Annotated in this window: 26 protein-coding genes; 14 read left to right on the top strand and 12 right to left on the bottom strand. The window is 70.6% G+C overall.

Going from position 1 to position 23,325, the window contains the following annotated elements:
- Positions 1–424: 424 nt before the first annotated feature.
- From VGR06_RS32245 to VGR06_RS32230, 4 genes are all read left to right on the top strand, one after another.
- Positions 425–1,426 carry a DUF2156 domain-containing protein gene (locus VGR06_RS32245; RefSeq protein WP_327562957.1) on the top strand — a complete coding sequence of 334 codons (1,002 nt, stop codon included), beginning with the start codon at positions 425–427 and terminating at the stop codon, positions 1,424–1,426.
- Positions 1,427–1,493: 67 nt separating this feature from the next.
- Positions 1,494–2,312 (top strand): AfsR/SARP family transcriptional regulator, encoded by an 819-nt coding sequence (locus VGR06_RS32240; protein ID WP_327562956.1) that lies wholly within the window; start codon positions 1,494–1,496, stop codon positions 2,310–2,312.
- Positions 2,313–2,490: 178 nt separating this feature from the next.
- Positions 2,491–3,312, top strand: a complete 822-nt coding sequence (locus VGR06_RS32235) for an AfsR/SARP family transcriptional regulator (protein ID WP_327562955.1) — start codon at positions 2,491–2,493, stop codon at positions 3,310–3,312.
- A 54-nt stretch (positions 3,313–3,366) separates the two neighbouring features.
- A complete protein-coding gene (locus VGR06_RS32230) occupies positions 3,367–4,005 on the top strand; it encodes a ScbR family autoregulator-binding transcription factor (protein WP_327562954.1) in 639 nt (212 codons plus the stop codon).
- A 108-nt stretch (positions 4,006–4,113) separates the two neighbouring features.
- Here VGR06_RS32230 and VGR06_RS32225 read toward each other — a convergent pair whose 3' ends face one another.
- Complete coding sequence (locus VGR06_RS32225) at positions 4,114–5,154, bottom strand: aldo/keto reductase (protein ID WP_327562953.1); 1,041 nt, start codon at positions 5,152–5,154, stop codon at positions 4,114–4,116.
- Between the two features lie 178 nt (positions 5,155–5,332).
- Here VGR06_RS32225 and VGR06_RS32220 point away from each other — a divergent pair, with 178 nt between their 5' ends.
- On the top strand, positions 5,333–5,875 hold the full coding sequence (locus VGR06_RS32220; protein WP_327562952.1) for a nitroreductase family protein: 543 nt from the start codon (positions 5,333–5,335) through the stop codon (positions 5,873–5,875).
- Positions 5,876–5,879: 4 nt separating this feature from the next.
- On the opposite strand, the gene VGR06_RS32215 is transcribed toward VGR06_RS32220, so the two are convergent.
- Entirely contained in the window at positions 5,880–6,515 is a 636-nt protein-coding gene (locus VGR06_RS32215) for a ScbR family autoregulator-binding transcription factor (RefSeq protein WP_327562951.1), read from the bottom strand.
- Between the two features lie 327 nt (positions 6,516–6,842).
- Here VGR06_RS32215 and VGR06_RS32210 point away from each other — a divergent pair, with 327 nt between their 5' ends.
- Together VGR06_RS32210 and VGR06_RS32205 are read left to right on the top strand one after the other, a co-directional pair.
- Positions 6,843–7,802, top strand: coding sequence for a ScbA/BarX family gamma-butyrolactone biosynthesis protein (locus VGR06_RS32210; RefSeq protein WP_327562950.1), 960 nt, complete (start codon positions 6,843–6,845; stop codon positions 7,800–7,802).
- 287 nt (positions 7,803–8,089) lie between these two features.
- Positions 8,090–8,455: a hypothetical protein gene (locus tag VGR06_RS32205; protein WP_327562949.1), complete on the top strand. Its 366-nt coding sequence runs from the start codon at positions 8,090–8,092 to the stop codon at positions 8,453–8,455.
- Positions 8,456–8,527: 72 nt separating this feature from the next.
- Here the strand turns inward: VGR06_RS32205 and VGR06_RS32200 are convergent, their stop codons facing one another.
- Together VGR06_RS32200 and VGR06_RS32195 are read right to left on the bottom strand one after the other, a co-directional pair.
- Positions 8,528–9,409, bottom strand: a complete 882-nt coding sequence (locus tag VGR06_RS32200; protein ID WP_327562948.1) for an AfsR/SARP family transcriptional regulator — start codon at positions 9,407–9,409, stop codon at positions 8,528–8,530.
- 9 nt (positions 9,410–9,418) lie between these two features.
- Positions 9,419–10,189: a response regulator transcription factor gene (locus VGR06_RS32195; RefSeq protein ID WP_327562947.1), complete on the bottom strand. Its 771-nt coding sequence runs from the start codon at positions 10,187–10,189 to the stop codon at positions 9,419–9,421.
- Positions 10,190–10,385: 196 nt separating this feature from the next.
- Between VGR06_RS32195 and VGR06_RS32190 the strand changes: the two genes are divergently transcribed.
- From VGR06_RS32190 to VGR06_RS32180, 3 genes are read left to right on the top strand one after another with little or no spacing between them, the layout of a single operon-like run.
- A complete protein-coding gene (locus VGR06_RS32190; protein WP_327562946.1) occupies positions 10,386–10,754 on the top strand; it encodes a PadR family transcriptional regulator in 369 nt (122 codons plus the stop codon).
- On the top strand, positions 10,755–10,877 hold the full coding sequence (locus VGR06_RS32185; protein WP_327562945.1) for a hypothetical protein: 123 nt from the start codon (positions 10,755–10,757) through the stop codon (positions 10,875–10,877).
- Entirely contained in the window at positions 10,874–12,055 is a 1,182-nt protein-coding gene (locus VGR06_RS32180) for a DNA glycosylase AlkZ-like family protein (RefSeq protein ID WP_327562944.1), read from the top strand. The genes VGR06_RS32185 and VGR06_RS32180 overlap by 4 nt, the downstream gene beginning before the upstream one ends.
- Positions 12,056–12,107: 52 nt before the next feature.
- On the opposite strand, the gene VGR06_RS32175 is transcribed toward VGR06_RS32180, so the two are convergent.
- The gene (locus VGR06_RS32175) at positions 12,108–12,779 is read right to left on the bottom strand and encodes an O-methyltransferase (RefSeq protein ID WP_327562943.1); all 672 of its coding nucleotides are present in this window, start codon (positions 12,777–12,779) and stop codon (positions 12,108–12,110) included.
- Between the two features lie 93 nt (positions 12,780–12,872).
- On the opposite strand from VGR06_RS32175, the gene VGR06_RS32170 reads away from it, so the two are divergent.
- On the top strand, positions 12,873–14,438 hold the full coding sequence (locus VGR06_RS32170) for a Na+/H+ antiporter (protein WP_327562942.1): 1,566 nt from the start codon (positions 12,873–12,875) through the stop codon (positions 14,436–14,438).
- A gap of 16 nt (positions 14,439–14,454) precedes the next feature.
- Positions 14,455–15,204 (top strand): thioesterase II family protein, encoded by a 750-nt coding sequence (locus VGR06_RS32165; protein WP_327562941.1) that lies wholly within the window; start codon positions 14,455–14,457, stop codon positions 15,202–15,204.
- 12 nt (positions 15,205–15,216) lie between these two features.
- Here the strand turns inward: VGR06_RS32165 and VGR06_RS32160 are convergent, their stop codons facing one another.
- From VGR06_RS32160 to VGR06_RS32150, 3 genes are all read right to left on the bottom strand, one after another.
- On the bottom strand, positions 15,217–15,381 hold the full coding sequence (locus tag VGR06_RS32160) for a hypothetical protein (RefSeq protein ID WP_327562940.1): 165 nt from the start codon (positions 15,379–15,381) through the stop codon (positions 15,217–15,219).
- Complete coding sequence (locus VGR06_RS32155) at positions 15,378–15,575, bottom strand: hypothetical protein (RefSeq protein WP_327562939.1); 198 nt, start codon at positions 15,573–15,575, stop codon at positions 15,378–15,380. The genes VGR06_RS32160 and VGR06_RS32155 overlap by 4 nt, the downstream gene beginning before the upstream one ends.
- Before the next feature lie 98 nt (positions 15,576–15,673).
- Positions 15,674–16,072, bottom strand: coding sequence for a hypothetical protein (locus VGR06_RS32150; protein ID WP_327562938.1), 399 nt, complete (start codon positions 16,070–16,072; stop codon positions 15,674–15,676).
- Between the two features lie 71 nt (positions 16,073–16,143).
- On the opposite strand from VGR06_RS32150, the gene VGR06_RS32145 reads away from it, so the two are divergent.
- A complete protein-coding gene (locus tag VGR06_RS32145; RefSeq protein WP_327562937.1) occupies positions 16,144–16,521 on the top strand; it encodes a type II toxin-antitoxin system RelE/ParE family toxin in 378 nt (125 codons plus the stop codon).
- On the top strand, positions 16,518–16,841 hold the full coding sequence (locus VGR06_RS32140) for a helix-turn-helix transcriptional regulator (RefSeq protein ID WP_327562936.1): 324 nt from the start codon (positions 16,518–16,520) through the stop codon (positions 16,839–16,841). Before VGR06_RS32145 ends, VGR06_RS32140 begins: the two co-directional genes overlap by 4 nt.
- A gap of 19 nt (positions 16,842–16,860) precedes the next feature.
- Here the strand turns inward: VGR06_RS32140 and VGR06_RS32135 are convergent, their stop codons facing one another.
- The 4 genes from VGR06_RS32135 to VGR06_RS32120 all read right to left on the bottom strand — a co-directional run bounded on the left by VGR06_RS32135 (position 16,861) and on the right by VGR06_RS32120 (position 23,241).
- Positions 16,861–19,143, bottom strand: coding sequence for a glycosyl hydrolase (locus VGR06_RS32135; protein WP_327562935.1), 2,283 nt, complete (start codon positions 19,141–19,143; stop codon positions 16,861–16,863).
- Positions 19,144–19,230: 87 nt separating this feature from the next.
- Positions 19,231–20,448, bottom strand: coding sequence for an MFS transporter (locus VGR06_RS32130; protein ID WP_327562934.1), 1,218 nt, complete (start codon positions 20,446–20,448; stop codon positions 19,231–19,233).
- An 86-nt stretch (positions 20,449–20,534) separates the two neighbouring features.
- Positions 20,535–21,518: a zinc-binding dehydrogenase gene (locus VGR06_RS32125; protein WP_327562933.1), complete on the bottom strand. Its 984-nt coding sequence runs from the start codon at positions 21,516–21,518 to the stop codon at positions 20,535–20,537.
- A 100-nt stretch (positions 21,519–21,618) separates the two neighbouring features.
- Positions 21,619–23,241: a glycosyl hydrolase family 18 protein gene (locus tag VGR06_RS32120; protein ID WP_327562932.1), complete on the bottom strand. Its 1,623-nt coding sequence runs from the start codon at positions 23,239–23,241 to the stop codon at positions 21,619–21,621.
- Positions 23,242–23,325 lie beyond the last annotated feature (84 nt).

Here is a 23,325-nt window from a genome sequence, read left to right as displayed (position 1 = left end):
GTTCTGCGCGATCCGCAGCTACCTATCCACCGCCGCGAAACACGGCAAACACTTCCTCGAAGTCCTCGTCATGCTCGCCGAGGGCCGCCCCTGGCTGCCCGCGATCTCATCATGACGACGCGGCGGCCTGACTAGTTACCTGCGCAATACCGGTTGGGAGTGGTGGGCCGCCGGGCGGAGTTCGATCCGACTAGCGAGGGTAGGCCCGGAGGGTCTGCCCGAGCGGTCGGACCAGCAACCAGCTCTGCCAACTCAGCCACCGACCCGAACACCGCGCGGCATGCTGGGCCACCGCGAGCAACCGGTCCGCCGGCCATGATGCCAACACAACTGCGGCCCTCGTTGTGCAGAACCCTCTCTGGATGAGCACTGTCTCTCGAGGAAATCTAGGAGCGCTCTCGAGCGGGATACCGAGGATGGCGTCATGCCGATCGACACCGCGCCGCCCACGACCCTCGACGAGGTGCGTCGGGTCCTCGCGTCGCACGCCGACAACCCGAGCGCGTTCCTGGCGCTGAACAGCGGGAACAGCTACTTCACCGCGCCGGATCTCGACGGCGTGGTGGTCTACCGATCCTCCGGGCGGCACCTCGTGCAGTTCGGCGGGGCGTTCGCGCCGGCGGCCGCCAGGCTCGAGTTGCTCACGAGGTTCCGCGAGTTCGCCGCGGCCTCCGGAAAACGGATAGTCGCCATTCAGCTGCAGCGGTCCGACGCCGAGGTTTACGCGGGCGCGGGGTTCACGGTGAACCAGGTCGGCGCCTCCTATGCGGTGGACCTCCCTGCGTTCACCTTGCGCGGCACACGGTTCGTCCGGCTCCGGAACAAGATCTCCCGCGCGCACCGCGCCGGCCTGACCGTGGCCGAGCTGGACCAGGCCGCGTGGTCCGGCGCGATGCGCGAGTTGGACGCGAAGTGGTTGCGGAGCAAGGGAAAGCACGCCAAGCCGCTGGAGTTCCTGGTGGGCGAGTACGGCGGGCCGGCGCAGCCGCACCGCCGGCTGTTCGTCGGGCTCCTCGGCGGCGAGCTGGCCGGCTACGTCTCCTACTCACCGGTGTACGGCAGCCGCGCGGGCTGGCTGCACGACCTCTCCCGGCGGCTCCCCGACGGCCCGCCCGGAATCATGGAGGCGATCAACAGTGCGGCCATCGAAGCGTTCCGCGACGAGGGCGCCGGCTGGCTGCACTTCGGGTTCACCCCGTTCACCGGCCTCGATCCCGCGCTGGAGGTAGGCACGTCGAGTCGCTGGTTCCGCTGGCTCGCCGGCCAGCTCTGGCGCCGTGGCGCCGCGGTCTACCCGGCCCGCACCCAGCTCGCCTACAAGAGCAAGTGGGCGCCGCACGCCGTGCTGCCGGAGTACGTCGCGTTCTCCGGCCGGGCCAGCCTCGCCGGCTTCCTCCAGGTCTTCAAGGTGTCGAACGCGCTGTAGAGGTCAGGTCCGTGTCATGGCCGTGTCAGCGGGATGACTGAGCATCAAGCTCCGAGAGGGGGTCGGCATGGTCGAACCTGCACCCGGCACCGTGATCTTCAAGCTGTTCGGGTCGGTCGGGCTGGTGGCGGACGGCCGGCTGGTCGCCCTGCAGGGTGGCCGGCAGCGCACGGTGCTGGCCACCTTGTTAATCAATTCAGGAAAGGTCGTCACGAAGGAGCAGTTCTTCGCGGAGTTGTGGGACGGCCGGCCGGTGGCGAAGGCGGACAATGCGCTCCAGGCGCTCGTCGCGCGATTGCGAAAATTGTTCAAGTCGTACTTCGGCGAGCAGTTCGCCCGGGACCGGCTGATCACCATGCCGACCGGGTACGTGCTGAACGCGGCCGCCGACGAGGTGGACGCGAGCCTGTTCGAGCGGCTGGCCACGGAGGCGCACGCGGAGGTCGCCGGGAACCCGCTGCGGGCCCGGGACCTGCTCACCACGGCGCTGGCGCTGTGGGACGGGCCGGTGCTGGAGGGCGTGGCCGGCGGGCCGATGTGCCACGGTTCGGTGCTGCATTACGAGGAGACGCGGCTGGCCGCGATCGAGGACCGGTTCCAGGCCAGCATTGCCGCGGGCATCGAGCTCGGGGTGATCAGTGAGCTGAAGAAGATGGCCCGGCTCTACCCGTGGCGGGAGCGGCTGGCCGAGATGCTGATGGTGTGTCTGTACCGGTCCGGACGCCAGGCCGACGCGTTGCGCGAGTACACCCTGGTGCGTAGGAGACTCGTGGACGAGCTCGGCATGGAGCCGTCGCCGATGCTGCAGGACCGGATGCGCGCGATCCTGCAGCAGGATCCGGCGCTGGACCGGTTACCCCTGGCCTTAGGTGCACTCCCCGAGTGACGCCAATCACTACGTGTTACTGAGGTGCGCCAAACGGTGGAATTCAACCACAAAGAACAGACCGACCGCCCGGTTTTGTCTTGACAAACCGGGCGGTCGGTTTTGTATTCTTGAGGAGCGGACGAGCAGCTGCCGAGCACCGGGCCGGCGCATCGTTCACCTGGCGGCAGGAGTCGAAGTGGACATAGATGTACTGGGCCCCCTGGTGGCCCGAGAGGGTGGCACGTCGGTAGCCCCGACCGCCGCCAAGCCCCGTAAGGTCTTAGCGATGCTGGCCGTGCACGCCGACCAGGTGGTGCCCATGGCCTCCCTGTTCGAGGAGCTCTGGGGCGAGGACATTCCCCGCAGCGCCAACACTACGGTCCAGACCTACATCCTGCACCTGCGCAACCTGATCGGTTCGGCGCTGGAGCAGACACCCGCCGGCGAGGTGCGCGACGCCAAGCGCATCCTGGTCACTTATCCCGGCGGTTACCTCCTCGATACGATGGGGGGGAGGGTGGACGTGCGGGACTTCGACCGACTGGCGGCGGTCGGCCACCGGGCGCGCGAGCTTGGCGACTACGAGGCTGCGTCCAAGAGCTTCACCGAAGCACTTGCGATCTGGCGTGGTCGCGCGCTCGTCGACGTCCAGACCGGCTCGTTGCTCGAGGTTGAGGCGCATCGTCTTGAGGAGGCTCGGCTCAATGTCCTTGACCGCCGCATCGATGCGGATCTCCGGTTGGGCCGCCATCACGAGCTGCTCGGTGAACTCGCCGGCCTGGTTGGGCGTTACCGCACGCATGAGGGTATGCACGCGCATCTCATGCTCGCGCTGTACCGGTCGGGCCGCCGCGGCGAGGCCATCGACGTGTACCGCCGGCTGCGCACCTGCCTGGTCAACGAGCTCGGCCTGGAGCCGTCGCCGAGCCTGCGCCGCCTGCAGCACGCGATTCTCATGTCCGACCCCCGACTGGCCGAGGGTGCCGAGGTCGCCGGCATGGTCCGCGCCGCCGGCTGAGCCGGCACGGGGCGGTCGCCCGCCCTGGTATGACTGCGCGCCGCGGGAAGTGTCGTGACGAAACAAGCGAGGTCCGAGTACACCCGCCTGCACCTGGTGCGATCCGCGGCGGAGCTGTTCGACCGCAACGGGTTCGCCGGGGCGACGCTGGACGACGTCAGCCGGGCGGCCGGGGTGACCAAGGGGGCCTTCTACTTTCACTTCGCGTCCAAGAAGGAACTGGGTGGCGCGATCCAGGCCGAGGCGTGCGGCATGCTCCGTTCGTTCGTGGACAAGCTCACCGCGACCGAGGCACACGCGCTCCAGTCGCTGATCGACATCACGCACATGCTGGCCCGCTGGCTGGACAGCGAGCCGGTGATCAGGGCAAGCCTGCGCACCGCGCGCGAATGCGGTGACCGCGGCCGGCCGTTCGTCGACTTCTACGTCGAGCTGCTGGCCACCCTCGAGGCCACGCTGCTGCGGGCCAAACGGGCCGGGGAGCTTGATGACGGGGTGCTGGTCGACGTGGTCAGCACCCTCGTCATCACGGTCTGCGTGGGCATCGAGGTGCTCTGGTGGGCGGGCATCCGCCGCGGCAACATGCGCGCCGGCCTCGGTGACATGTGGAGCCTCATGCTCCCCGGCATCGTCTCCGGCGACCGCCTGGCCGAGTTCCACACCGAAGGCTCCGAGGCGGTCAGCCCTGACTAGGGGATCCGGCGAGTCCCCGGTTCAGGCCCGCGAGTCCCCATCTCAGGCAGCCGAGTTCCCGGTTCCGAACTAGGAACTCGTGTGCTGGAAGCGGGGACTCGCGTGCAGCTACCGGGGACTCGCGGGGTGGCGGCGCAGCCAGGGGCGGGGGGTGGAGCCGGTGACCGGGGTGGGGGCGGGGCCGGAGATCTCGTCGAGGCGGGCGGTCCACTCCGGCGGCAGGCGCAGCTCGAAGCCGGCCAGGTTCTGCTCGTACTGGGCCATGGTCCGCGGCCCGATGACGACGGCCGTCACGCCGGGGCGGGCGGCCACCCAGGCCAGCGCGACGGCGGCGGGGGTGCTGCCGAGTTCCGCCGCGGCCGTGGCGACCTCGGCGGCGATGGTGAGGTTGCCCGTGCTGAGCTGGTCGTCGACCCACTGCCGCATGCCCGGCTTGTCCTCGGCGATGAGCCGGGCCATCCGGGTGCCCGGCGCCGGCTCGTCGCCGGGGGAGTACCGGCCGGCCAGGATGCCGCCGCCGAGTGGGCTCCAGGCCAGCACGCCCAGCCCGTGCCGCACGCACGTCGGCACGATCTCCGCCTCGATGTCCCGCCTGATCAGCGAGTACTGCGACTGGATGCTGGTGAGCGGCGTCCCGGCGATCCGGGTGGCCGCCCACTGCGCCTCCACGACCTGGCCGGCGGTGAAGTTGGAACAACCGGCGTAGCGCACCTTTCCGGCCCGCACGAACGTGTCCAGCGCCGCCATGGTCTCGTCGACCGGGGTGTCGGGATCCCAGCGGTGGCACTGGTAGACGTCGACGTGGTCGGTGCCCAGGCGGCGCAGGCTGGCCTCCAGCGCGCGGGTCAGGTGCGCGCGGGAGAGCCCGCCGTCGTTCGGACCCGCGCCCTGCGGCATGCCGGCCTTGGTGGCGATCACCACCGCGTCCCGGCGGCCGCGCAGGGCCCGGCCGAGGATCTCCTCGGCCTGCCCGTCGTTGTAGTTGTCCGCGGTGTCGATGAAGTTGTGTCCGGCGTCCAGGAAAGCGTCGATGATCGGCCGGGCGCCGGCCTCGTCCACCCCGATCCCCCAGGCGGTGCCGAAGTTCACCGTGCCCAGGCAGGCGCGGGACACCTTGAGGCCGGAGCGTCCCATGGGGACGAACTCCACGCCGTTCTCCTCCCCAAAAGCCAGCGGTACCCACATACCGCTCGGTATCGTCCCAGTTGTTCGTGCTCGTCGGAGCGGAATGCCCGGTTCCGCACCGAGAGACCGGAGTGCTCACCTGCCGACCGGCTACCACCAGGAGTGTGCCGGATGGCCACTCCCAGAACTGATTAGGAGGCCGATGCCCGACACCGTCCGGTTGCTGCGCGACCTGCGGGCCGTGCGCCGGTTCGCGCCGCGTGCGGTGCCGGACGGGGTGGTTCACGACCTGCTGGAAGTGGCCCGCTGGACCGGGAGCGGGCGCAACCGGCAGCCCTGGGAGCTGATCCTGGTGCGAGAACTGGCGACGCTGCGGGCTCTGGCGGAGGCCGGCGCCTCCCCGGGCACCCGGCACCTGGCCGCCGCGCCGCTGGCCGTGCTGCTGGTGATGGCCGGTCCGGGCACGGAGTTCGACGAGGGCCGGCTCGCCGAGCGGATCATGCTGGCCGCGGCCGCGCACGGGCTCGGTTCGAGCATCGCCGGTTTCCGCGGTGCGGACCCGGTGCACACCGCCCGGGAACTCCTTGGCGTGCCACCGGAACGCGTGCTGCGCACGGCGGTGTGCATCGGGTATCCGGCCGGGCACGGAGCGTCCGGTCCGGCGGCCAAAGGGTCGTTACCGTTGGGCCGAAAGCCGCTGGCCGAATTCGTCCACTTCGAACACTACGGGCGGCGCGATGGCTGAAGGGTCAGGCGGTGGCGGCGCTGGTGTCCCAGTTGGTCGTTCCGGACGGGACGAAGCGGGGCAGGCGGCGCGGCGGAACCAGGCCGGGCAGCGCGATCTGCCACAGCCGGGTGAGCCGGTCGTGCACGTCGGCGCGGCCGGTGAGCACGTCGGACTGGGTCTGGACGCCCATGAACACCGCCGACATCCAGTTGGCGACGTCCTTCGGGTCCCATTCCTTGCGCAGGTCGCCCCGCTCCTGGGCGGCGACCAGCACGGTGTGCGCCGAGTCGATCCACCGGAGGTAGGGATCGGGTGTCGGGTCGGCGAAGTTGGCCTCGATGACCAGCCGCGCACCCGCCCGGACCCGCACGTTGGTGAGCAGGTTGTGGGCCAGCGCGTGGCTCATGTCGATGAGCGTCTGGAGGCCGGGGTTGTCGAAGTCGACGAACGGGAGGTCGACCGTGAACTGCTCCTCGACGATCGCCCGGGCGAGCTCCTCCTTGGAGGAGAAGTGAAAGTACAGCGCGCCCTTGGTCACCCCGGCCTTGGCCAGGATGTCCGACAGGCTCGCGCCGTTGAAGCCCCGCTCGTCGAACACAGCCGCGGCGGCGTCCAGGATGGCGTTGCGAGTGCGCTCCGCGCGATCCTGCCGTGCCAACGCCCGCACCTCCTCCGTAAAGTGTGGCCCAACTGGCCCAGACCAAGCATGCCAGCCGGTGGCCCGCATCCGGTCGACCCACGCCGGAGAACCCACTGTGGCGCCTCGACCTTCGGTCCAGCGTAGCTCAAAATTCCCCCAATTACCCCTCGAAAAAAAACCGGGTGGTAGGTATGGTTCGTCATGTGGCGCACGCCACATCTGCCGAATGATCTTCGAGCGGCGACGCCAGAGATCAACTACCGGGGGCACCGCCGCCCAGCCGACCGACGCAGAGCCGGTCCGACCGACACGGACTGACTGATCTTCACTGGGACGAGGTTCGCCATGACGACCATGATCAACCCCCAACAGGGGCTGTTATCCCGATGCTTACCCGGCGCGGAGCCGGTGCTGTTCTCGCAGACCGTTCCGCGTCACCTGGTCCACCGCGAGTCCGCTTCGGAGGTGTTCATCACCGATCTCCGGGTGACGGGCTTCAACACGTTCCTGGTGGGGACGCGGTGGCCGGGCTCGCACAGTTTCTACGGACCGACCACGCGGCACTCGCACGACCCCATGCTGCTGCTGGAGAGCCTGCGCCAGGCCGGCCTGCTGATCGCGCACGTGGCCTTCGAGGTCCCGATCGACCACAGGTTCATCACTCATGAGAAGCGGTTCGACATCGCGCCGGAAGGCTTGCGCACCAACGGATCCGAGCCGGTCGACGTGCTCGTCGAGGTGACCGCGCAGGACATCCGCCGGCGCGGCCGCGGATTCGCCGGCATGCTGTTCGAGTACCGGTGCCTGCGCGACGGCCAGGAGATCGCCACCGCCGCGATCCGCTGGAGCTGCGTGTCCGCGGCCGGCTACGCCCGGCTGCGCGGTGCTCATCACGAGGTCGAGCCGGGGTCCATCGGCGACAGTCCGGGGATGGCGCCCGCGCTCGTCGGCCGGTGCAGCGCCCGGGACGTCATGATCTCCGACGCGCACGGCGGCGAGGGCTTCTTGCTGCGCCTCGACCCGACCCACCCGGTGGTGTTCGACCACCTGGTCGACCACGTGCCCGGCATGGCCGCCGTGGAGGCCGCGCGCCAGGCCGCGATGGTCCTGTTGGGACAGTCGCGCGCCCTGCCGATCCGCGGCGACCTGGCGCTGTCGCACTACGTCGAGTTCGACCAGCCGTGCGTCATCCGCGTCGAACCGGACGGCGTGTCCGCCGTGGCCGGTGCGAGCGTCGTTCGAGTCGTCCTCGAGCAGGACGGCCATGTCGCCGCTTCGGGAACCCTCGAGCTCCTGGCGGCCTAAGCGTTCTCTGGCGGAGGTCCGGGGCCGCCGCCACGCACCGTCGATGGGACGGCGCCGTGGCGGGCCTCCGCCGGGGTCATCCCCGCGAGGGATGCCGCTCCGCCGGCCGAATGGGCTTCACCCGAACACGATCGGTCGCCCGACCGATTGTTCGGCCTCGGCGCGGCGCCGACAATGGGTTCCTATTCAAGAGGGTTCTGCGAACGCCGCCCTCACCATGGGAACGGCCACCGGAATTGTGCATAGCCCTCAAGGGAGCTCTCTTCGGGGTGTGGCCGGAGGCCGACATGACGCTGCGAGACGACGAGATCGCCTTCGCCGGTAACCGCGAGCTGATCGAGCGTGAGCTCGCCCGCTCGGTGGCCCAGGTGCTGCACCTGATGCCGGGCCCGGCCGCCGGTCACCGCCCGCTCCAGGAGATCGGCGTCGACATCGTGCTCTCCGTGGCCTTCCTGCGCGCCGCCCGCGGCGCCGAGTCCACGTTCGCCGCCGACCTCGCCGGCGCCTGCGACCCGGGCTCCCCGCCCCGCCACCCCACCCCCGACGGCGTCCCCGAGGACATCGCCGCCGACTACCTCCGCGCCAAAACCGAACTCCAAGCCATCCTCCGCCGCGACATCCCCATCCCCGACTTCGCCGGCGACCTCTGGTAACCCACCAACTGCGGTGAATGCGTCGTTCGTCGCGCTCGGTGCGACGAAAGCGTCATTCATCGCACCGGCGGGTCAGCGGGGGGTCGGGGTGGTGTTGCCGATCATTTTGACGAGGGCGGCCTGGCGGCGGGCGAGGGTGTTGAGTTGGCGTTGGAGGGCGGCGAGCTCGTCGGTCAGGGAGCGGGGGCCGGGTTCGGGGAGGATGTGCGGGGACTGGGCGAGGATGGCCTGGATGGTGGCGCGGAGGGTGGGACCGGGTTCGGCGCCGAGATCGGTGAGCAGGCGGCGGCGGATGCGGTCGTAGACGCCGATGGCTTCGGATTGGCGGTCGCAGCGGTAGAGCGCGAGCATGAGCTGGTCGTGCAGGCGCTCACGGAGCGGGTGGGTGGTGGTGGCCTGTTCGAGCTCGCCGATGATCTCCTGGTGGCGGTTGGCGCGCAGGCAGGCGTCGTAGAGGGTCTCCAGTGCGGAGAGGCGGTTTTCTTCCAGGGCAAGGGCTTCGGCGCGGCAGATGTCGCCTTGGGCGCAGCCGTCCAGGGCCGGGCCGCGCCACAGCGCGAGTGCGGCGCGGAGCAGGGGGATGGCGCGGCCGGGGGTGAGCGCGGTGAGGGCACGGGCTTCGGTGACGCGGGTGGTGAACTCCTCGGCGTCGGTCTCGCCGGGGGCGAGGTGAAGTGTGTAGCCCGGTGCGCGGGAGCGGATGCGGTCCGGTTCGCCGAAGGCCGAGCAGATCAGCTGGCGCAGGCGTTTGATGTGGGCCTGCAACGCGTTGGCGGCGTTGACCGGTGGGTCGGCGCCCCAGAGCTCCTGGATCAGCTTGTCGGCGGAGACGGTTCGGCCGGCGCGCACGACCAGGGTGGCCAGCAGCGCGGGGCGCTGGACGCCGCTGACCGCGAGACGGCGGCCGCGCGTGTCGTCCTGGATCTCGACCGGGCCGAGGATGCGGATCCGCATGGCCGCCGGCTAGTCGCGCGCGCCCGGGCGGGCGAGGCCGGTGTCGAACGCGAAGATCACCGCGTGGATCCGGTTGCGGAGCTTGAGTTTGCCGAGCAGGTTCTGCACGTGGGACTTCACGGTGTGCTCGGAGACGGTGAGCGCGGTGGCGATCTCGGCGTTGGACAGGCCGCGCGCGACCAGGGTCAGCACCTCGCACTCGCGGTCGGTGAGCCCGGCGGCCTGCGCGAAGTCCTTGGCGTCGCGGGGATCCGCGGGCGGCGGGGCCGCGGGGCCGCGGTGGAGGACGTAGCCGGCGGCGGCCATCCGCACGGCGGCGGCCACCTGCTCCGGGTCGGCACTCGCCGGCAGCCGGCCGCAGATCTCATTGTCTATAGTGGACAGATCGGTACGGGTGCCGACGGCGAGCACGCGTGCGGCGCGGCCGCCCTGCCGTACCGCCGCCAGCGTCGGCTCGGCCTCCTCGGCGGTCAACCCGTGCAGCAACACGACATCCGGGTTGGCGGACAGGATCGCCGCGGCCACCCCCGGGCCGGGCCCGCGGTCGCCGACCACCACCATCCCGGGCTGGTCGTCGAGCGCGGCCAGCACGCCGCGGCGGGCCAGCACGTCGTCGCTGACCACCAGTACCCGGATCGCGTCCGGCGCGAGCGCGGGCAGCCGGCCGGGGTCGTACGAAATGTCGGGGCGCGGCAGGACCCGCAGGCTGCGCCCGGCGACCGCGCGGAGGACGGGCGGATTGGCGCGGCTCGGCCAGTTCGCCTCGGTCCACTGATCCATCGTTCCCGCCTCGTCTGACGACCCACACATTGGTCCTGGACAACGGTACGGTGCGGCCCGGCCCCGGCCCCGATTCGTTGAGCCGGCTTCTATCCGTGGGAGACGCCTCGTCGAGCGTGTCGGCCCTGGTCGCGCCGGGGTTGCGGGTATTATCCGGCACGGATACTAGCCGTGGCGGATATAAGATTGGGCAGGCATGGCGGAGCCGGATCAGCCGTTGACTCCCGCGGTCTTCGCGCTGCTGCTCGCCCTGCACAACGGAGAACGGCATGGTTACGCGCTGATGGCCGACGTCGAGGAGCTCACCGGCGGCACGGTTACGCTCGGTCCGGCGACGCTCTACCGGTCCCTGCAACGGATGCGGGTGGACGGGCTGGTGGAGGAGATCGCCACCGAGGACGTCGCGGCCGAGTCGCTGCGCGCCGACCGGCGGGCCGAGCGGCGGCGCAGCTACCGGATCACCCGCCGGGGCCGGGCCGCCGCGCGCGCCGAGGCCGCTCGGCTGGCCCGGCTGGTCGGCGCGGCAACGGAACTGGGCGTGTTGACGATGGAGAGGAACGAGTAGATGGACGTGTCCGCGGAGTTCCCCGGACCGACGCCGCAGCTGGCGATCGACGAATTCGACGAGGATCCGCTGCGGCCGCCGGCCCGGCCCGAGTCGGTCATGGCGCCGGAGCAACAGAAGTGACGGATCTGCGGGCGTGGTGGTGGCACCGGCAGGGGCTGGACGGGTCGCTGGCCGGCGCGGACCCCACGACGGTGCTGGACCGGACCGGGTGGGCGCGCTCGGTCGGCGGGGCGAACCCGTACCTGACGCTGTTCGCCCGGGCCGGCCTCTTCCGGTCCGATGTGGACGGTGCGGTGGCCGGGCTGGCCGTGCACGAGCTGCCCTCGGCGCGCGGGTGCGCCTACGTGCTGCCGGCCGCGGACTTCGGGCTGGGTCTGCAGGTCGGCCGGGGTGCGCCGGAGGCGGAGGTGGCCACGGTGGCCAAGCTCGGCGTGCCGCGCGCGGAGATCGACGCGCTGTGCGACGCGGTGCTGGACGCGGTGGCCGGCGGGCCGCTGGATCCCGCTGCGCTCAAGGCAAAGCTCGGCGACCGGGTACGCAACCTCGGCGAGGCCGGGAAGAAGAAGGGCGTCACCACCACGCTGCCGGTCGCGCTGGGGTTGCTGCAGGCGTCCGGAGACCTGCGCCGGGTGCCGGTCGCCGGCAGGCTCGACCAGCAGCGGTTCTCCTACGTGCGCTGGACTCCGCCGGAGTCCGGGCTCACCGGCGAGCAGGCCCGGGTCGAGTTGGCCCGCCGCTACCTGCGGTGGACCGGCGGCGCGTCGCTGGCGCACCTGCGCTGGTTCACGGGGTTCTCCGCGCGCGACGCCACAGCCGCGGTGGCCGAGCTGAACCCGGTCGACCTTGGCGGCGGAATCCTTGCTCTGCCTGAGGATGCCGAGGCGTTCGCGGCGTTCGTCCCGCCGCGCGAACCGGACCATGCGCTGCTGGCCATCCTCGACGGGCTGCACCTGCTGCGCCGCGACCTGCCGAGCCTGCTCGACGCCACCGGCCGGGACACCCTGGTGCCCGGTGACAAGCGAACGCTGGCCCAGCACACCGACCCGCCGGACAACATGATCGTGGACCGCGGCCGGCTCGTGGGCCTCTGGCAGTACGATGTGGACGGTCAGCGGATCGCCTGGTGGACCTTCGATCCCCGGGCCGCGAAGGACAAGGCGCTGCTGTCCACAGTTGAGCAAACCGAGGCGTTCATCAGCGAGCAGCTCGGCGACGCGCGTAGTGTCAGTCTGGACAGCCCGAAGTCGCGGGCGCCCCGGATCGCCGCTCTCGACGTGGCACGCCGGGAAGCAATGTGACATTCCTGCGGTAGAAGGAAAGCAATGTGACATTGCTTTCCAATCGGGTGGATCAGGGCGAAACCACCAGGGCGAGCGCGAAGCCGTCGTAGCCCTTGGCGCCGACGGTTTGCACGGCGGTCGCGCTGACCCGTGGCTCAGCGGCGAGCACCTCGATGAGCCGGCGGGTGCCCTGCACGTTGGCGTCGTTCGAGGCGCCGTCGACGACCCGGCCGTCGCGCACCACGTTGTCCACGATGATCAGGCTGCCCACCGCGGAGAGGCGCAGTGCCCAGCGGAAGTACTCCGCGTTGTTCCGCTTGTCCGCGTCGATGAAGGTCAGGTCGAACGGACCCGGCTTGCCGCGGGCCAGCTCGGGCAGGGTGTCCAGGGCGCGCCCGACCCGCACCTCGACCCGGTCGGCCAGCCCGGCCGTCGCGATGTTGGCCCGGGCCACCTCGGCGTGCCGCGGGTCGTACTCGAGCGTGATCAGCTTGCCGCCGTTCGGCAGCGCGCGGGCCAGCCAGATCGTGCTGTAGCCGCCCAGCGTGCCGATCTCCAGGATGCGCCGCGCGCCGCGCAGGCGGGCCAGCAGGTAGAGCAGCTTGCCCTCGTTCGGGGCGACGCTGATGGCTGGCAGCCCGGCCGCGTCGCTGGCCGCGAGCGCCGCCTCCAGCGCCGGATCCCGCGCCACCAGCGCGTCGGTGAAGTAGTGATCGACCTCGGTCCACAGCCCCTGTGTCATGGCCACAACTTATCGCTGGTCAAGTAGCCTGGACCCGGCGCGCCGGGAAGTCTGGTCGGCACGGGACTGGATCATGGGAGGTTCCCGGGAGACATGCGCAGCGTCGAGACCGTGCTGTTCCTGGTGGTGGTCGCCACGGTGGTGGCCACGTTCGCCCGGCGGTTGCGGGTGCCGGCGCCGACGTTGCTGGTCATCGCCGGGGTGATCATCGGGCTGGTGCCGGGGGTGCCGTCGATCGAGGTCACGCCGGACGTGGTGAGCCTGATCGTGCTGCCGCCGCTGCTGTTCGCCGCGGGGGAGGAGCTGCCGTGGCGGGACCTGCGCGCGGTGTGGCGGCCGGTGACCACGCTCGCCGTCGGTCTGGTGCTGGCCACCGCGGCCGGGGTCGCGGCCGTCGCGGTGGCGCTGACACCGTTGCCGCTGGGCATGGCGTTCGTGCTCGGCGCGGTGCTCGCCAGCACCGACCCGGTGGCGGTGACCGCGCTCGGCCGCCGGCTCGCGCTCCCGCCGCGGATCCAGGCGCTGGTCCAGGCCGAGAGCCTGTTCAACGACGCCACCAGCCTGCTGCTGTTCCGGCTGGCGGTGGGTCTTGTGGTCGCCGGCGGGGTGGCCGACTGGGGACGCACCGTGACCGAGTTCGCGGTGCTGGCCGGCGGTGGGGTGCTGGCCGGCGCGGTGGTCGCCGCGGGGGCGTACGTGATCCGGCGGCGCACCGAGGAGCCGGTGCTGGAGACCGTGGTCTCGCTGGTCACGCCGTACGCCGCCTACGTCGCGGCGGAGTCGGTGCACGCCTCCGGGGTCACCGCGGTGGTGGTGGCCAGCATCGTGCTCGGCACCCAGGCCCACCGGATGACCAACGCGCACCTGCGGCTGCAGCTCGGCGCCGTCAACGGCACGGTGATCTTCCTGCTGGAGAGCGTGGTGTTCGGCCTGATCGGGCTGCAGCTGCCGGCCCTGGTCCGGCGGCTCACCGGGACCGACACGGTCTGGCCGGTGCAGGCGCTGGCCATCGCCGCGACGCTGGTCGTGGTGCGGCTGCTGTGGGTGTTCCCGCTCTCGGCACTGGCCCAGCGGCGCAGCGGGGTGCGCCGGCCGTCCTGGCAGGTGCCGGCGGTGGTGTCCTGGGCGGGGGCCCGGGGGGTCGTCCCGCTGGCCGCGGCACTGTCCATCCCGCTCACCACGTCCGGGAACGCCCCGCTGGAGAACCGCGACCTGGTGCTGCTGCTGTCCATCGCGGTGATCGTGCTGACCCTGGTGGTGCAGGGCCTCACCCTGGCGCCGCTGGTGCGCCTGGCCGGCATCGCGCTGCGGCCGGAGGACGTGCGCCAGGAGCACACGTTCGCCCGGATGCGGCTGGCACAGGCCGGGCTCCAGCACCTCGACGGCGTCGCCGAGACCGAGGCCGCGCCGGACTTCGTGGTCGAGCAGCTCCGGCAGAGCTGGGAGGCCCGGGCCGCGCGGGCGGCGGCCGGAGACGCGGACGAGCCGGACAACTCGGCCGCGCTCGCCTACCGGGGGCTGCGCCACGAGCTGCTCGCGGTGGAGGGCGCGGAGCTCACCCGGCTGTTCGAGTCCGGCGCGATCACCGACGGCACCCGGCGGCGCATCCAGCGCGTGCTGGATCTCGAGCAGGCCGGGCTGGGCGAGGACGACCTCTGAGCATCGAAGGGGAGGCATGACCACACAGACCCGCGGCGGCTCCTGGATCCGCCGCTTCCATCCCGCGCCGGACCGGCCGGTTCGGCTGGTGCTGCTGCCGCACGCAGGCGGCTCGGCCAGTTTCTACCTCCCGCTCTCCGAGGCGCTCTCGGCTCAGGTGGACGTGCTGACGATCCAGTACCCGGGCCGGCTGGACCGGCTGTCCGAGCCGTGCCTGTCCACCATCGAGGAGCTCACCGACGGGGTGCTCGCCGAGCTGGTCCCGTGGCTGGACCGCCCGACCGTCCTGTTCGGACACAGCATGGGCGCGGCGGTGGCGTTCGAGGTCGCCGGCCGGCTGGAGCGGGAGCACGGCGTGGTGCCGCGGCACCTGGTCGTCTCCGGCCGCCGCGAGCCCGCGGACAACCGCGACGAGACCGTGCACCTGCGCGACGACGACGGCCTGCTCGACGAAGTGGCTGCGCTGAGCGGAACCGACCCGCGTGTGTTCGCCGAGCCGGAGCTGCGCGCCATGATCCTGCCGGCGTTACGCGCCGACTACCGCGCCATCGAGACCTACACCTACCGGCCTGGCCCGCCGCTGCGCTGCCCGATCCTCGCCCTCACCGGCGGCGCCGACCCGCGGGTCAGCGTCGAGGAAGCCGGCCGGTGGTGCGACTACACCACCGGCCAGTTCGACCTCGAGATCTTCCCCGGCGGCCACTTCTACCTCACCGACCAACGCACGGCCGTGGCATCGGCCGTGCTCAGCCGACTCGGCCTGTAGCTCGCCATGCTCCTACGGCCGGATCGCGTCTAGCCGCTCCTGCAGCAGTGCGCGCATGCCGGGGTCCGAATCCGCCTCGATCCAGGCGGTGAGTTGTTCGATCTCGTCTTCCTTCGACCTCCTGAGGAAGTCGTCCATCATGGCCAGGTGAGCGCGGAACTCTTCTTCTGTGATCATCGAAACTCCTTGGGTGGGTCGGGCTCGGGTTCGCCAAGACAGCCGCGGACGTAGCCGATAAACGTGTTGTAGTAGATGATCATTTCTTGCCAGTAGGCGAAGCCGGCGTTGTAGGACGCCACGATGCCATGGGCGCGAGCAAGATCCGCGCTGGCCTTGATGCGTCTGTAGTGGAGTTCCTCGGTTGGGTTCACGACTCCCTCCCTCTTCCTGTGGGTGTCCGTGAGACTACCTACGGACACCGACGGCGGCATCCGGCTATCCACAGGGGAGGGTCGGGGCTGGGGACAAATCAGTTGAGGCGGTATAGACCGAGGCCGTAGGTGGCGGCGGTGAGGGTGGTGGTGGTGCCGGTGTCGGTGGCTTCGAGGTCGGAGATGGGGACGAGGGGGAGGCCGGTGCCGGGTGGGGTCCAGGTTGTCCCGTTGTCAGTGGACAGGAACACGCCGACGTCGGTGGCGGTGTACAAGGTGGTGCGGTTGCGGGGATCCGGCACGAGGTCGTTGACCGGGGCGTCGGGGAGGTTGCCGGAGATGTCCGGCCAGGTGGAGCCGCCGTTGGTGGTGGCCGGTTTGGTGCGGGCGGCGGCGATGGTGGTGATGGTGCCGAACGGGAAGCCGTCGACGCCGCCGGGGCCGTGCGAGAGGTCGGGCTGATCACGGTCCAGGACTGGGTTGATCAGGTTCTGCAACCCGTCGCCGCCGAGGATCGAGTGAGGTCGCAGGGGCGCCCGGCTGCTATAGGTTTTGCTATAGTCGACTCGTGGTGGCATGGGAGATCTACCTGACGGACGAGGTTGCCGGGTGGCTTGGCCGGCTCCAGGAGTCCGATCCCAGGTCAGCCGACCTCGTTGATGACGCAATCTATGCATTGAGTTGCTCGGGACCGGTCCTCGGTAGGCCGTTGGTCGACGCCATCGCTCATTCGAAGATCAAGAACTTGAAGGAGTTGCGTCCTGGCTCTGCTGGCAGCAGTGAGATTCGCATCCTGTTCGTGTTCGATCCGTGGCGCTCAGCGATCCTGTTGGTGGCGGGTGACAAGGCTGGGCGATGGAGCCGGTGGTATCAGGAAGCTATGCCGCGCGCCGAGCATTTGTATGAGATCTATCTGAAGGAGCGGGCCGAGGAGGAGTCCAGATGACCGGGTATACCAAATGGGATCGCGATGCCTACGTTGAGCGCGTTGGCGGTGTGGAGCAGGCTGAGCGGCGTCGTAAGTCTCTGCTGGCGAGCCAGAGCGGGCACCGGCTTGCAGAAGAGCGGAAGCAGCGTGGGCTTACGCAAGCCCAGCTTGCCGAGGTTATGGGAGTCACCCCGGGTAGGGTGTCCCAGATAGAGCGTGGCGAAGTGTCCACAATCGACACAATCGCCCGCTATGTTCAGGCTCTCGGCGGTCGGCTTGACCTCGTTGCCAACTTCGACGATCACACTGTCACGGTGACGGTCACCGACGCGGCCTGAGTTTGCGTCGGTCGCCTGTTCAGTTGAGGCGGTACATGCCGAGGCCGTAGGTGGCGGCGGTGAGGAGGGTGGTGGTGCCGGTGTCGGTGGCGTCGAGGTCGGAGATGGGGACGAGGGGGAGGCCGGTGCCGGGTGGGGTCCAGGTTGTCTCGTTGTCAGTGGACAGGAACACGCCGACGTCGGTGGCGGCGTACAACCTGGTGCGGTTGCGGGGATCCAGCACGAGGTCGTTGACCGGGGCGTCGGGGAGGTTGCCGGAGATGTCCTGCCAGGAGGAGCCGCCGTTGGTGGTGCGGAAGACGTGCGCGGCCGGATCTCCGTTGCGGAAGCCGGAAACGGCGACGTAGGCGAGGTTGGCGTCGGTGGGGTCGACGGTGACCCGGGTCATCCAGCGGGTGGGTAGGCCGGTCGTGATCTCCGTCCAGGTGGAGCCGGTGTTGCGGGTGATCCACAGGCGACCGTCGTCGGTGCCGGCGTAGATGGTGGCCGGGTTGGTGCGTGCGATGGCGATGGTGGTGATGGTGCCGAACGGGAAGCCGTCCACGCCGCCGGGGCCGTGCGAGAGGTCGGGGCTGATCACGGTCCAGGACTGGGCGGAGTTGGTGGACCGGTTGAGGCGGTTGCCGCCGTAGTACATGACCGCCGGGTTGGCCGGGTCGAACACGACCGGGGTGAGCCAGTTGCGGCGGTCAGAGGTGGTGGCGCCGAACCCGGTCATCGTGGAGCCGCCGTTGGTGGAGCGGCTGCACGAGCCGTTCTGCGAGCAGGCGTAGACCTTGTTCTGGTCGGTCGGGTCGATCAGGTTCTGCAACCCGTCGCCGCCGAGGATCGAGTTCCAGTTGGTGGCGCCCCAGGACCGCACCGAACCGTTGTCCTGCAGGCCGCCGCTGATCCGTGAATTGTCCTGTTTGGACACTGCGACGGTGTAGAACTGGAGGTGCGCCTGGGAGGTGGACTTCGTCCAGGTGCCGGTGGCCGAGCCGCCGGACGACGAGCGGTACACGCCGCCGTCGTCGCCGAGGTAGACCCGGCCGGAGGTGAGCGGATCCCAGGCCATGGCGTGCTGGTCGGCGTGCACCGCGGTGGAGCGGCGCCAGTTCGCGCCCGCATCCAGGGATTCGACCAGTGAGGTGCCGGCCACCCAGACCCGGCTGGCGTTGGCCGGATCCACCCAGATCCGGCCGAACCACCAGCCGAAGGTGGACTGCGCGGAGGACACCGCGGAGGTGTTGGTGAGCCGGGTCCAGGTGTCCCCGCCGTTGGTGGACGTCCAGAACCCGACGAAGTCGCCGGAGGTGTCGGAGGCGATGGCGTACAACCGGTTCGGGTCGCTGCGCGCCACGGCCAGCCCCATCCGGCCGAGGTTGGTGCCGGCCGCGGGTAGCCCGCCGGCCAGGCGCGTCCAGGTGGTGCCGCCGTCGGTGCTGCGGTAGATCCCGGAGCCGACCCCGCCGTACACCCGCCCGTTGGGTTGGCGCTTGTGGTCCCACATCGCGGCGTAGATCCGGTTCGGGTTGTTCGGGGCGACCGCCACGTCGATCGCGCCGGTGGTGCCGTTGGCGCCGGCCAGCACGAGCTGCCAGGTGGTGCCGCCGTCGGTGGTCCGGTAGAGGCCGCGCTGTCCGCCCGGGACGAACAGGTTCCCGGCGGCCGCGACGAACAACCGGTTGGCGTTGCCGGGATCCACGGCGATCCGGCCGATCCGGTCGGTGCCGGAGAGCCCCAGCGACTGCCAGTTCGCGCCGTTGTCGGTGGAGCGGAACATCCCCGCACCGGGGAACGTGACGCTGCCGCCGCCCGGGTTTCCCTCCCCGGTCCCGGCGTACAGCGTGCCGTTGCCGGTGATCGCCAGCGCGCCGATGGACGGCGACAGGCTCGGGTTCCACACCGAGGTGAACGTGGCGCCCGCGTCGGTGCTGCGCCACACGCCACCCGTTGCCGCACCGGCGAAAACGGTGTTGGCCTGGGTCGGGTGCGCGACCAGGTCGGTGATCCGGCCGCCGATGTTCGCCGGGCCGAGCGGCTGCCAGGCCGCCTGGATGCCCGGTGCGGCGTGCAGGTTGGCCGCGGTGACCCGCGCACGGTCCTGCATCTCACCGACGTCCAGCGAGCCGAACGGGAACACCCGCTGGGCAGCGAACCAGTCGTCGGCTCCGGCCGGGCCGGCGATTCCCTCCAGCGCCTCCTCGGCCTCGCCGGCCTCCTCCTCGCCGGACTCGACGCTGACGCTGAGCAGTACGGTGGAGACGGCCAGCAGCAGGGCTAAACTGGCGCTACGCCACCGAGCCGAAGAGAAAGACACCGTGCGACTACCGAATTTCGCCATGAAATTCGATGCTAATCAGCGATGATCGCCCGGAATAGCAGCCTTTCAGTCCATTCCGGCGAATTATGGGTCTGGTGTGAGCGTTCGGCGCAGGGTGAGCGCGGCCGCGATCGCTGCCAGCAGGCCGCCCGTGCCGGCGATGATGAGCGTGACCGGCGCGCTCGTGGCGTCGAGCAGCAGGCCACCGCCGACGTAGGACACCGCGGCGGCGACCCCGACGGCGCCGTGGAAGTTGCCGAACACCCGGCCCAGCGCGGTGTCCGGAACCAGGCGCTGCAGCAACGTGTTCGCCGCGGTGTCCATGGCCGCGATGCCGAGGCCGCGCAGGGTCTGCAGCACCAGTGCCGCGCTCACCGCCCAGGCCAGGCCGGTGAGCAGGTTGCCGGCGCTGTTCAGCGCGAGACCGCCGAGCAGCAACGGAACCATGGGCGCGGCGGCACCGAACCGGGCCAGCAGCAGGTATCCGGCGAGCAGGCCCACGCCGACCCCGCCGAGCACCAGGCCGACCGCGGACGCCGGCGCGTGCAGGGTGTCCCGCACCAGGTAGACCAGCGCCACGTCGTCGATCCCGTTGAACGCCACCACGGCGCAGAACGCCAGCACGATGATCCGCACCGCCGGCACTGCCCACAGCTGACCGAGCCCGGCCCGGGCGCCGGCCAGAAACGTTTGCCGCGCACCGGGTTCCGCGGTCACCGGCAGCGAGCGGACCGCGGTCAGCAGCAGCGCCGACACGGCGAACGAGGCGGCGTCCACCAGCAACACCCCACGCACGCCCAGCACGCCGAACAGCGCCGCGGCGAGGAACGGCCCGACCGCCTCCGCGCCGTTGGTCCCGAACCCGAGCAGCGAGTTGGCCCGGGCCAGCTCGGTTTTCCCGACCAGCGAAGGAACTGCCGCACGGGAGGCGGCCAGGAACGTCTGCCCGAGCGTGGCCCGCAGCGCCACCAGGGCGAGCAGCACCGGCAGCGGCGGCAGGGTGAGCGCGATCAGCACCAGCACGGCGCCCTGGACCAGCTCGCAGCCGACCATCAGGTGCTTGCGGTTGACCCGGTCGGCGACCATCCCGGTGAGCGGGCTGACCAGCGCCGGCGCGAAGTCACCCACCAGCAGGAGCAACGAGACCGCCAGCGCCTGCCCCGCGGTCGTGGCCACCTGCAACATCAGCGCGACCAGGCTGACCGAGTCGCCGACGTAGGAGACGACGCGCGAGACGATCAGCGCGCGGAACTCCGGAGCGAGCCTGGGGCCGCCGCGCGGGGGGCCGTTCTCGACAACCACTCGCGTATGGTGCCGAAGCTCACCCCCGCGCGGCGGGTTATTTAACAGCGTGTGCGGCGGAGTCCCGGTGGGTCAACGTGACTTGATCACGGCTTGAGCACCGTCTTGCCCATCGTCGCGCGGGTTTCCAGCGCGGTGTGTGCCTCCGCCGCTTTGGCCAGCGGGAAGGCCTGGCCGATCAGCGGGACGAGCCGGCCGGTCGCGGCGGCCTCGAGCGAGCGGGTCTCGAGCTCACGCAGCCCACCCGGCCGGCTCAGCAGCTTGGGCCCGACCGCGACCCCGACGGTGAGCCCGCGGGCGAAGATGTCCATGGCGTTCAACGCAATGGGCTCGCCGGAGGCCCAGCCGAACATGAGCAGCCGGCCGCCGACGCCGATCAGCTCCAGCGCGGCCCGGCCGAGCGCGCCGCCGATGCCGTCCAGCGCGACGGTCACCTCACGACCGTCCAGGGCCGACCGCACCGCGTCCGGCCAGCCCGGCTCGGTGTAGTCGACGGCGATCTCGGCGCCGAGCCGGCGAACCTGCTCCACCTTGGCCGGCCCACCGGCGACGCCGACCGGCTCGGCGCCGATGGCGCGTGCCTCCTGGACGAGCAGGCTGCCGATGCCGCCCGCGGCCGCGGTCACCAGCACCACGTCGTCCGCGGTGAGCGCGGCGGTCTCCAGGATGCCCATGGTGGTCCGCCCGGTGCCGATCATCGCCACCGCCGCGTCGTCGGCCAGCCCGTCGGGAAGCTCGTGCAGCGCCTCGACGTTGGCCAGCGCCAGCTCGGCGTACCCACCGCTGGCCTGCCCGAGGTGCGCGACGACCCGCTTGCCGCGCCACGATGTGTCCACATCGGACCCGACGGCGTCCACCACGCCGGCGACCTCGCGGCCGGGGGTCATGGGGAGGGCGGGCAGCGGGAACGGGCCACCGGACGCACCCTTGCGGATGGTGGTGTCGAGCAGGTGGATGCCCGCGGCGGCGACGGCGATGCGGACCTGGTGGGGCGCGGGTGAGGGGTCGGGGAGTTGTTCGTAGCGGAGGGTTTCCGCGGGGCCGAACTCGCGCTGGAGGATCGCGTGCATGGGGGGACCGTAGAAGCTCTAGTTAGCTGGAGGTCAAGGGCGATGAAGGGGGCCTTCCTCACGCTGGAGGCGAGGAAGGCCCCCTTCATCGCGTTTCCACCTACAAACCGTTGCGCATGGCGGTGATCAGCTCGCCGTTGGTGGTGTCACCGGTGAGCTCCCAGAAGAAGGCGCCGCCGAGGCCCTGGCCGCGGACGTAGCTCATTTTGCCGGCGATGGTGCTCGGGGTGTCGAAGCTCCACCACTGGCCGCCGCAGAACGAGTACGAGGTGCCGGCGATGGTGCCGGTGGACGGGCAGCGGGTCTTGAGCACCTTGTAGTCCTCGATGCCCTGCTCGTAGGTCCCGGGCGCCGGGCCGGTGGCGGTGCCGCCCGGCGTGGACTGCGTGACGCCGGACCAGCCGCGGCCGTAGAAGCCGATGCCCAGCAGCAGCTTGCTGGCCGGGACGCCCTTGCCCTTCAGCTTCTGGATGGCCGCGTCGGCGTTGAACCCCTGCGTCGGAATCCCGGTGTAGGAGGTCAGCGGCGAGTGCGGGGCGGTCGGGCCCTGCGCCGCCCAGGCGCCGAAGAAGTCGTAGGTCATCACGTTGAACCAGTCGACGTACTGCGCGGCGCCGGCGTAGTCGGCCACGTCGATCTTGCCGCCGGTGCTGCCGTCCGCGGTGATCGCCGCGGTGACCAGGGCGCTGGAGCCGAACCGCGACCGGAGGGCCTGCAGCAGGTTCTTCAACGCGGCCGGACCGCTGCTGTCGCAGGTGAGACCGCAGGCGTTCGGGTACTCCCAGTCGATGTCGATGCCGTCGAACACATCCGCCCAGCGCGGGTCCTCGACCAGGTTGAAGCAGGAGTTGGCGAACGCGGTCGGGTTGGCCGCGGCCTGGCCGAAGCCGCCGGACCAGGTCCAGCCGCCGAACGAGTAGATCACCTTCAGCCCGGGGTGCAGCCGCTTGAGCTTGCGCAGCTGGTTGAAGCTGCCGCGCAGCGCGCCGGTGTCCCAGGTGTCCGTCGTACCGTCCACACTGGACGCGGCGTCGTAGAACTTGTCGTAGTCGGCGAAGGTGTCACCGATGGCGCACCCGCCGCCGGTCACGTTGCCGAAGGCGAAGTTGATGGCGGTGAGCTTGCCGGCCGAGCCGCTGGTCTCGATGTTCTTCACGTGGTAGTTGCGCGCGTAGACACCCCAGTCGACGAAGTAGCCGACGTTCTTGCGCCCGTTGGGCGGCGGCGGGTTCGACGTCGTCGTGGTGGTCGTCGTCGTGCTCGTGCTCGTGGTGGTGGTGGTCGTGGTCGTGCTGGTCGGCGGCGGGCCACCGGCGCTGCACGAGCCGCCGTTGACCAGGCAGCCGGTCGGCGCCGAGTACGCCCCGGTGTAGGCCACGTTGAAGCCGAAGCTGGCCGTGCCGCCCGGCGCCACGTTGCCGTTCCAGGTGTTGTTGACGGTCACGTGCTGGCCGCTGGCGGTGAAGCTGCCGTCCCACAGGCTGCTGATCCGGTGGCCGGCGGGCAGGTCGAACTCGACCCGCCAGGTGGCGAGCGTGCTCGTGCTGCCGTTGTTGATGGTGAACTTGCCCTCGTAGCCGGTTCCCCAGTCGGACGACTTGCTGAACGTCGCGCTGACGCCGCCCGCGCCCTCGGCGGCCTGGTTCGGGGTGACCACGAGACCGAGGACCAAGAGCAGCGCCACGACGAAGATCGCTGGCAGATGCCATCGAAGACGAGACATCGGTGTCTCCTTGGTGGATGCAGGGGTTGTGGATGAAATATGTGGTCTAGACCACTTAACTGTCAAGGTCTGGACCAGGCGTCA

It is taken from the genome of Actinophytocola sp. (genome assembly GCF_036002505.1).
Classification (GTDB): Bacteria; Actinomycetota; Actinomycetes; order Mycobacteriales; family Pseudonocardiaceae; genus DASYTH01.
Note: the sequence above shows the minus strand (reverse complement) of the source record. Positions and strands in the feature narration are given on the sequence as shown.

Bases quoted from the DNA above. Each gene is read 5' to 3' on its own strand.
- VGR06_RS32240 (WP_327562956.1), top strand. From the start codon at position 1,494: ATGGTCGAACCTGCACCCGGCACCGTGATCTTCAAGCTGTTCGGGTCG.
- VGR06_RS32205 (WP_327562949.1), top strand. From the start codon at position 8,090: ATGACGCTGCGAGACGACGAGATCGCCTTCGCCGGTAACCGCGAGCTG.
- VGR06_RS32245 (WP_327562957.1), top strand. From the start codon at position 425: ATGCCGATCGACACCGCGCCGCCCACGACCCTCGACGAGGTGCGTCGG.
- VGR06_RS32220 (WP_327562952.1), top strand. From the start codon at position 5,333: ATGCCCGACACCGTCCGGTTGCTGCGCGACCTGCGGGCCGTGCGCCGG.
- VGR06_RS32200 (WP_327562948.1), bottom strand. From the start codon at position 9,409: ATGCGGATCCGCATCCTCGGCCCGGTCGAGATCCAGGACGACACGCGC.
- VGR06_RS32125 (WP_327562933.1), bottom strand. From the start codon at position 21,518: ATGCACGCGATCCTCCAGCGCGAGTTCGGCCCCGCGGAAACCCTCCGC.
- VGR06_RS32170 (WP_327562942.1), top strand. From the start codon at position 12,873: ATGCGCAGCGTCGAGACCGTGCTGTTCCTGGTGGTGGTCGCCACGGTG.
- VGR06_RS32190 (WP_327562946.1), top strand. From the start codon at position 10,386: ATGGCGGAGCCGGATCAGCCGTTGACTCCCGCGGTCTTCGCGCTGCTG.
- VGR06_RS32210 (WP_327562950.1), top strand. From the start codon at position 6,843: ATGACGACCATGATCAACCCCCAACAGGGGCTGTTATCCCGATGCTTA.
- VGR06_RS32195 (WP_327562947.1), bottom strand. From the start codon at position 10,189: ATGGATCAGTGGACCGAGGCGAACTGGCCGAGCCGCGCCAATCCGCCC.
- VGR06_RS32140 (WP_327562936.1), top strand. From the start codon at position 16,518: ATGACCGGGTATACCAAATGGGATCGCGATGCCTACGTTGAGCGCGTT.
- VGR06_RS32120 (WP_327562932.1), bottom strand. From the start codon at position 23,241: ATGTCTCGTCTTCGATGGCATCTGCCAGCGATCTTCGTCGTGGCGCTG.
- VGR06_RS32185 (WP_327562945.1), top strand. From the start codon at position 10,755: ATGGACGTGTCCGCGGAGTTCCCCGGACCGACGCCGCAGCTGGCGATC.
- VGR06_RS32160 (WP_327562940.1), bottom strand. From the start codon at position 15,381: ATGATCACAGAAGAAGAGTTCCGCGCTCACCTGGCCATGATGGACGAC.
- VGR06_RS32165 (WP_327562941.1), top strand. From the start codon at position 14,455: ATGACCACACAGACCCGCGGCGGCTCCTGGATCCGCCGCTTCCATCCC.
- VGR06_RS32175 (WP_327562943.1), bottom strand. From the start codon at position 12,779: ATGACACAGGGGCTGTGGACCGAGGTCGATCACTACTTCACCGACGCG.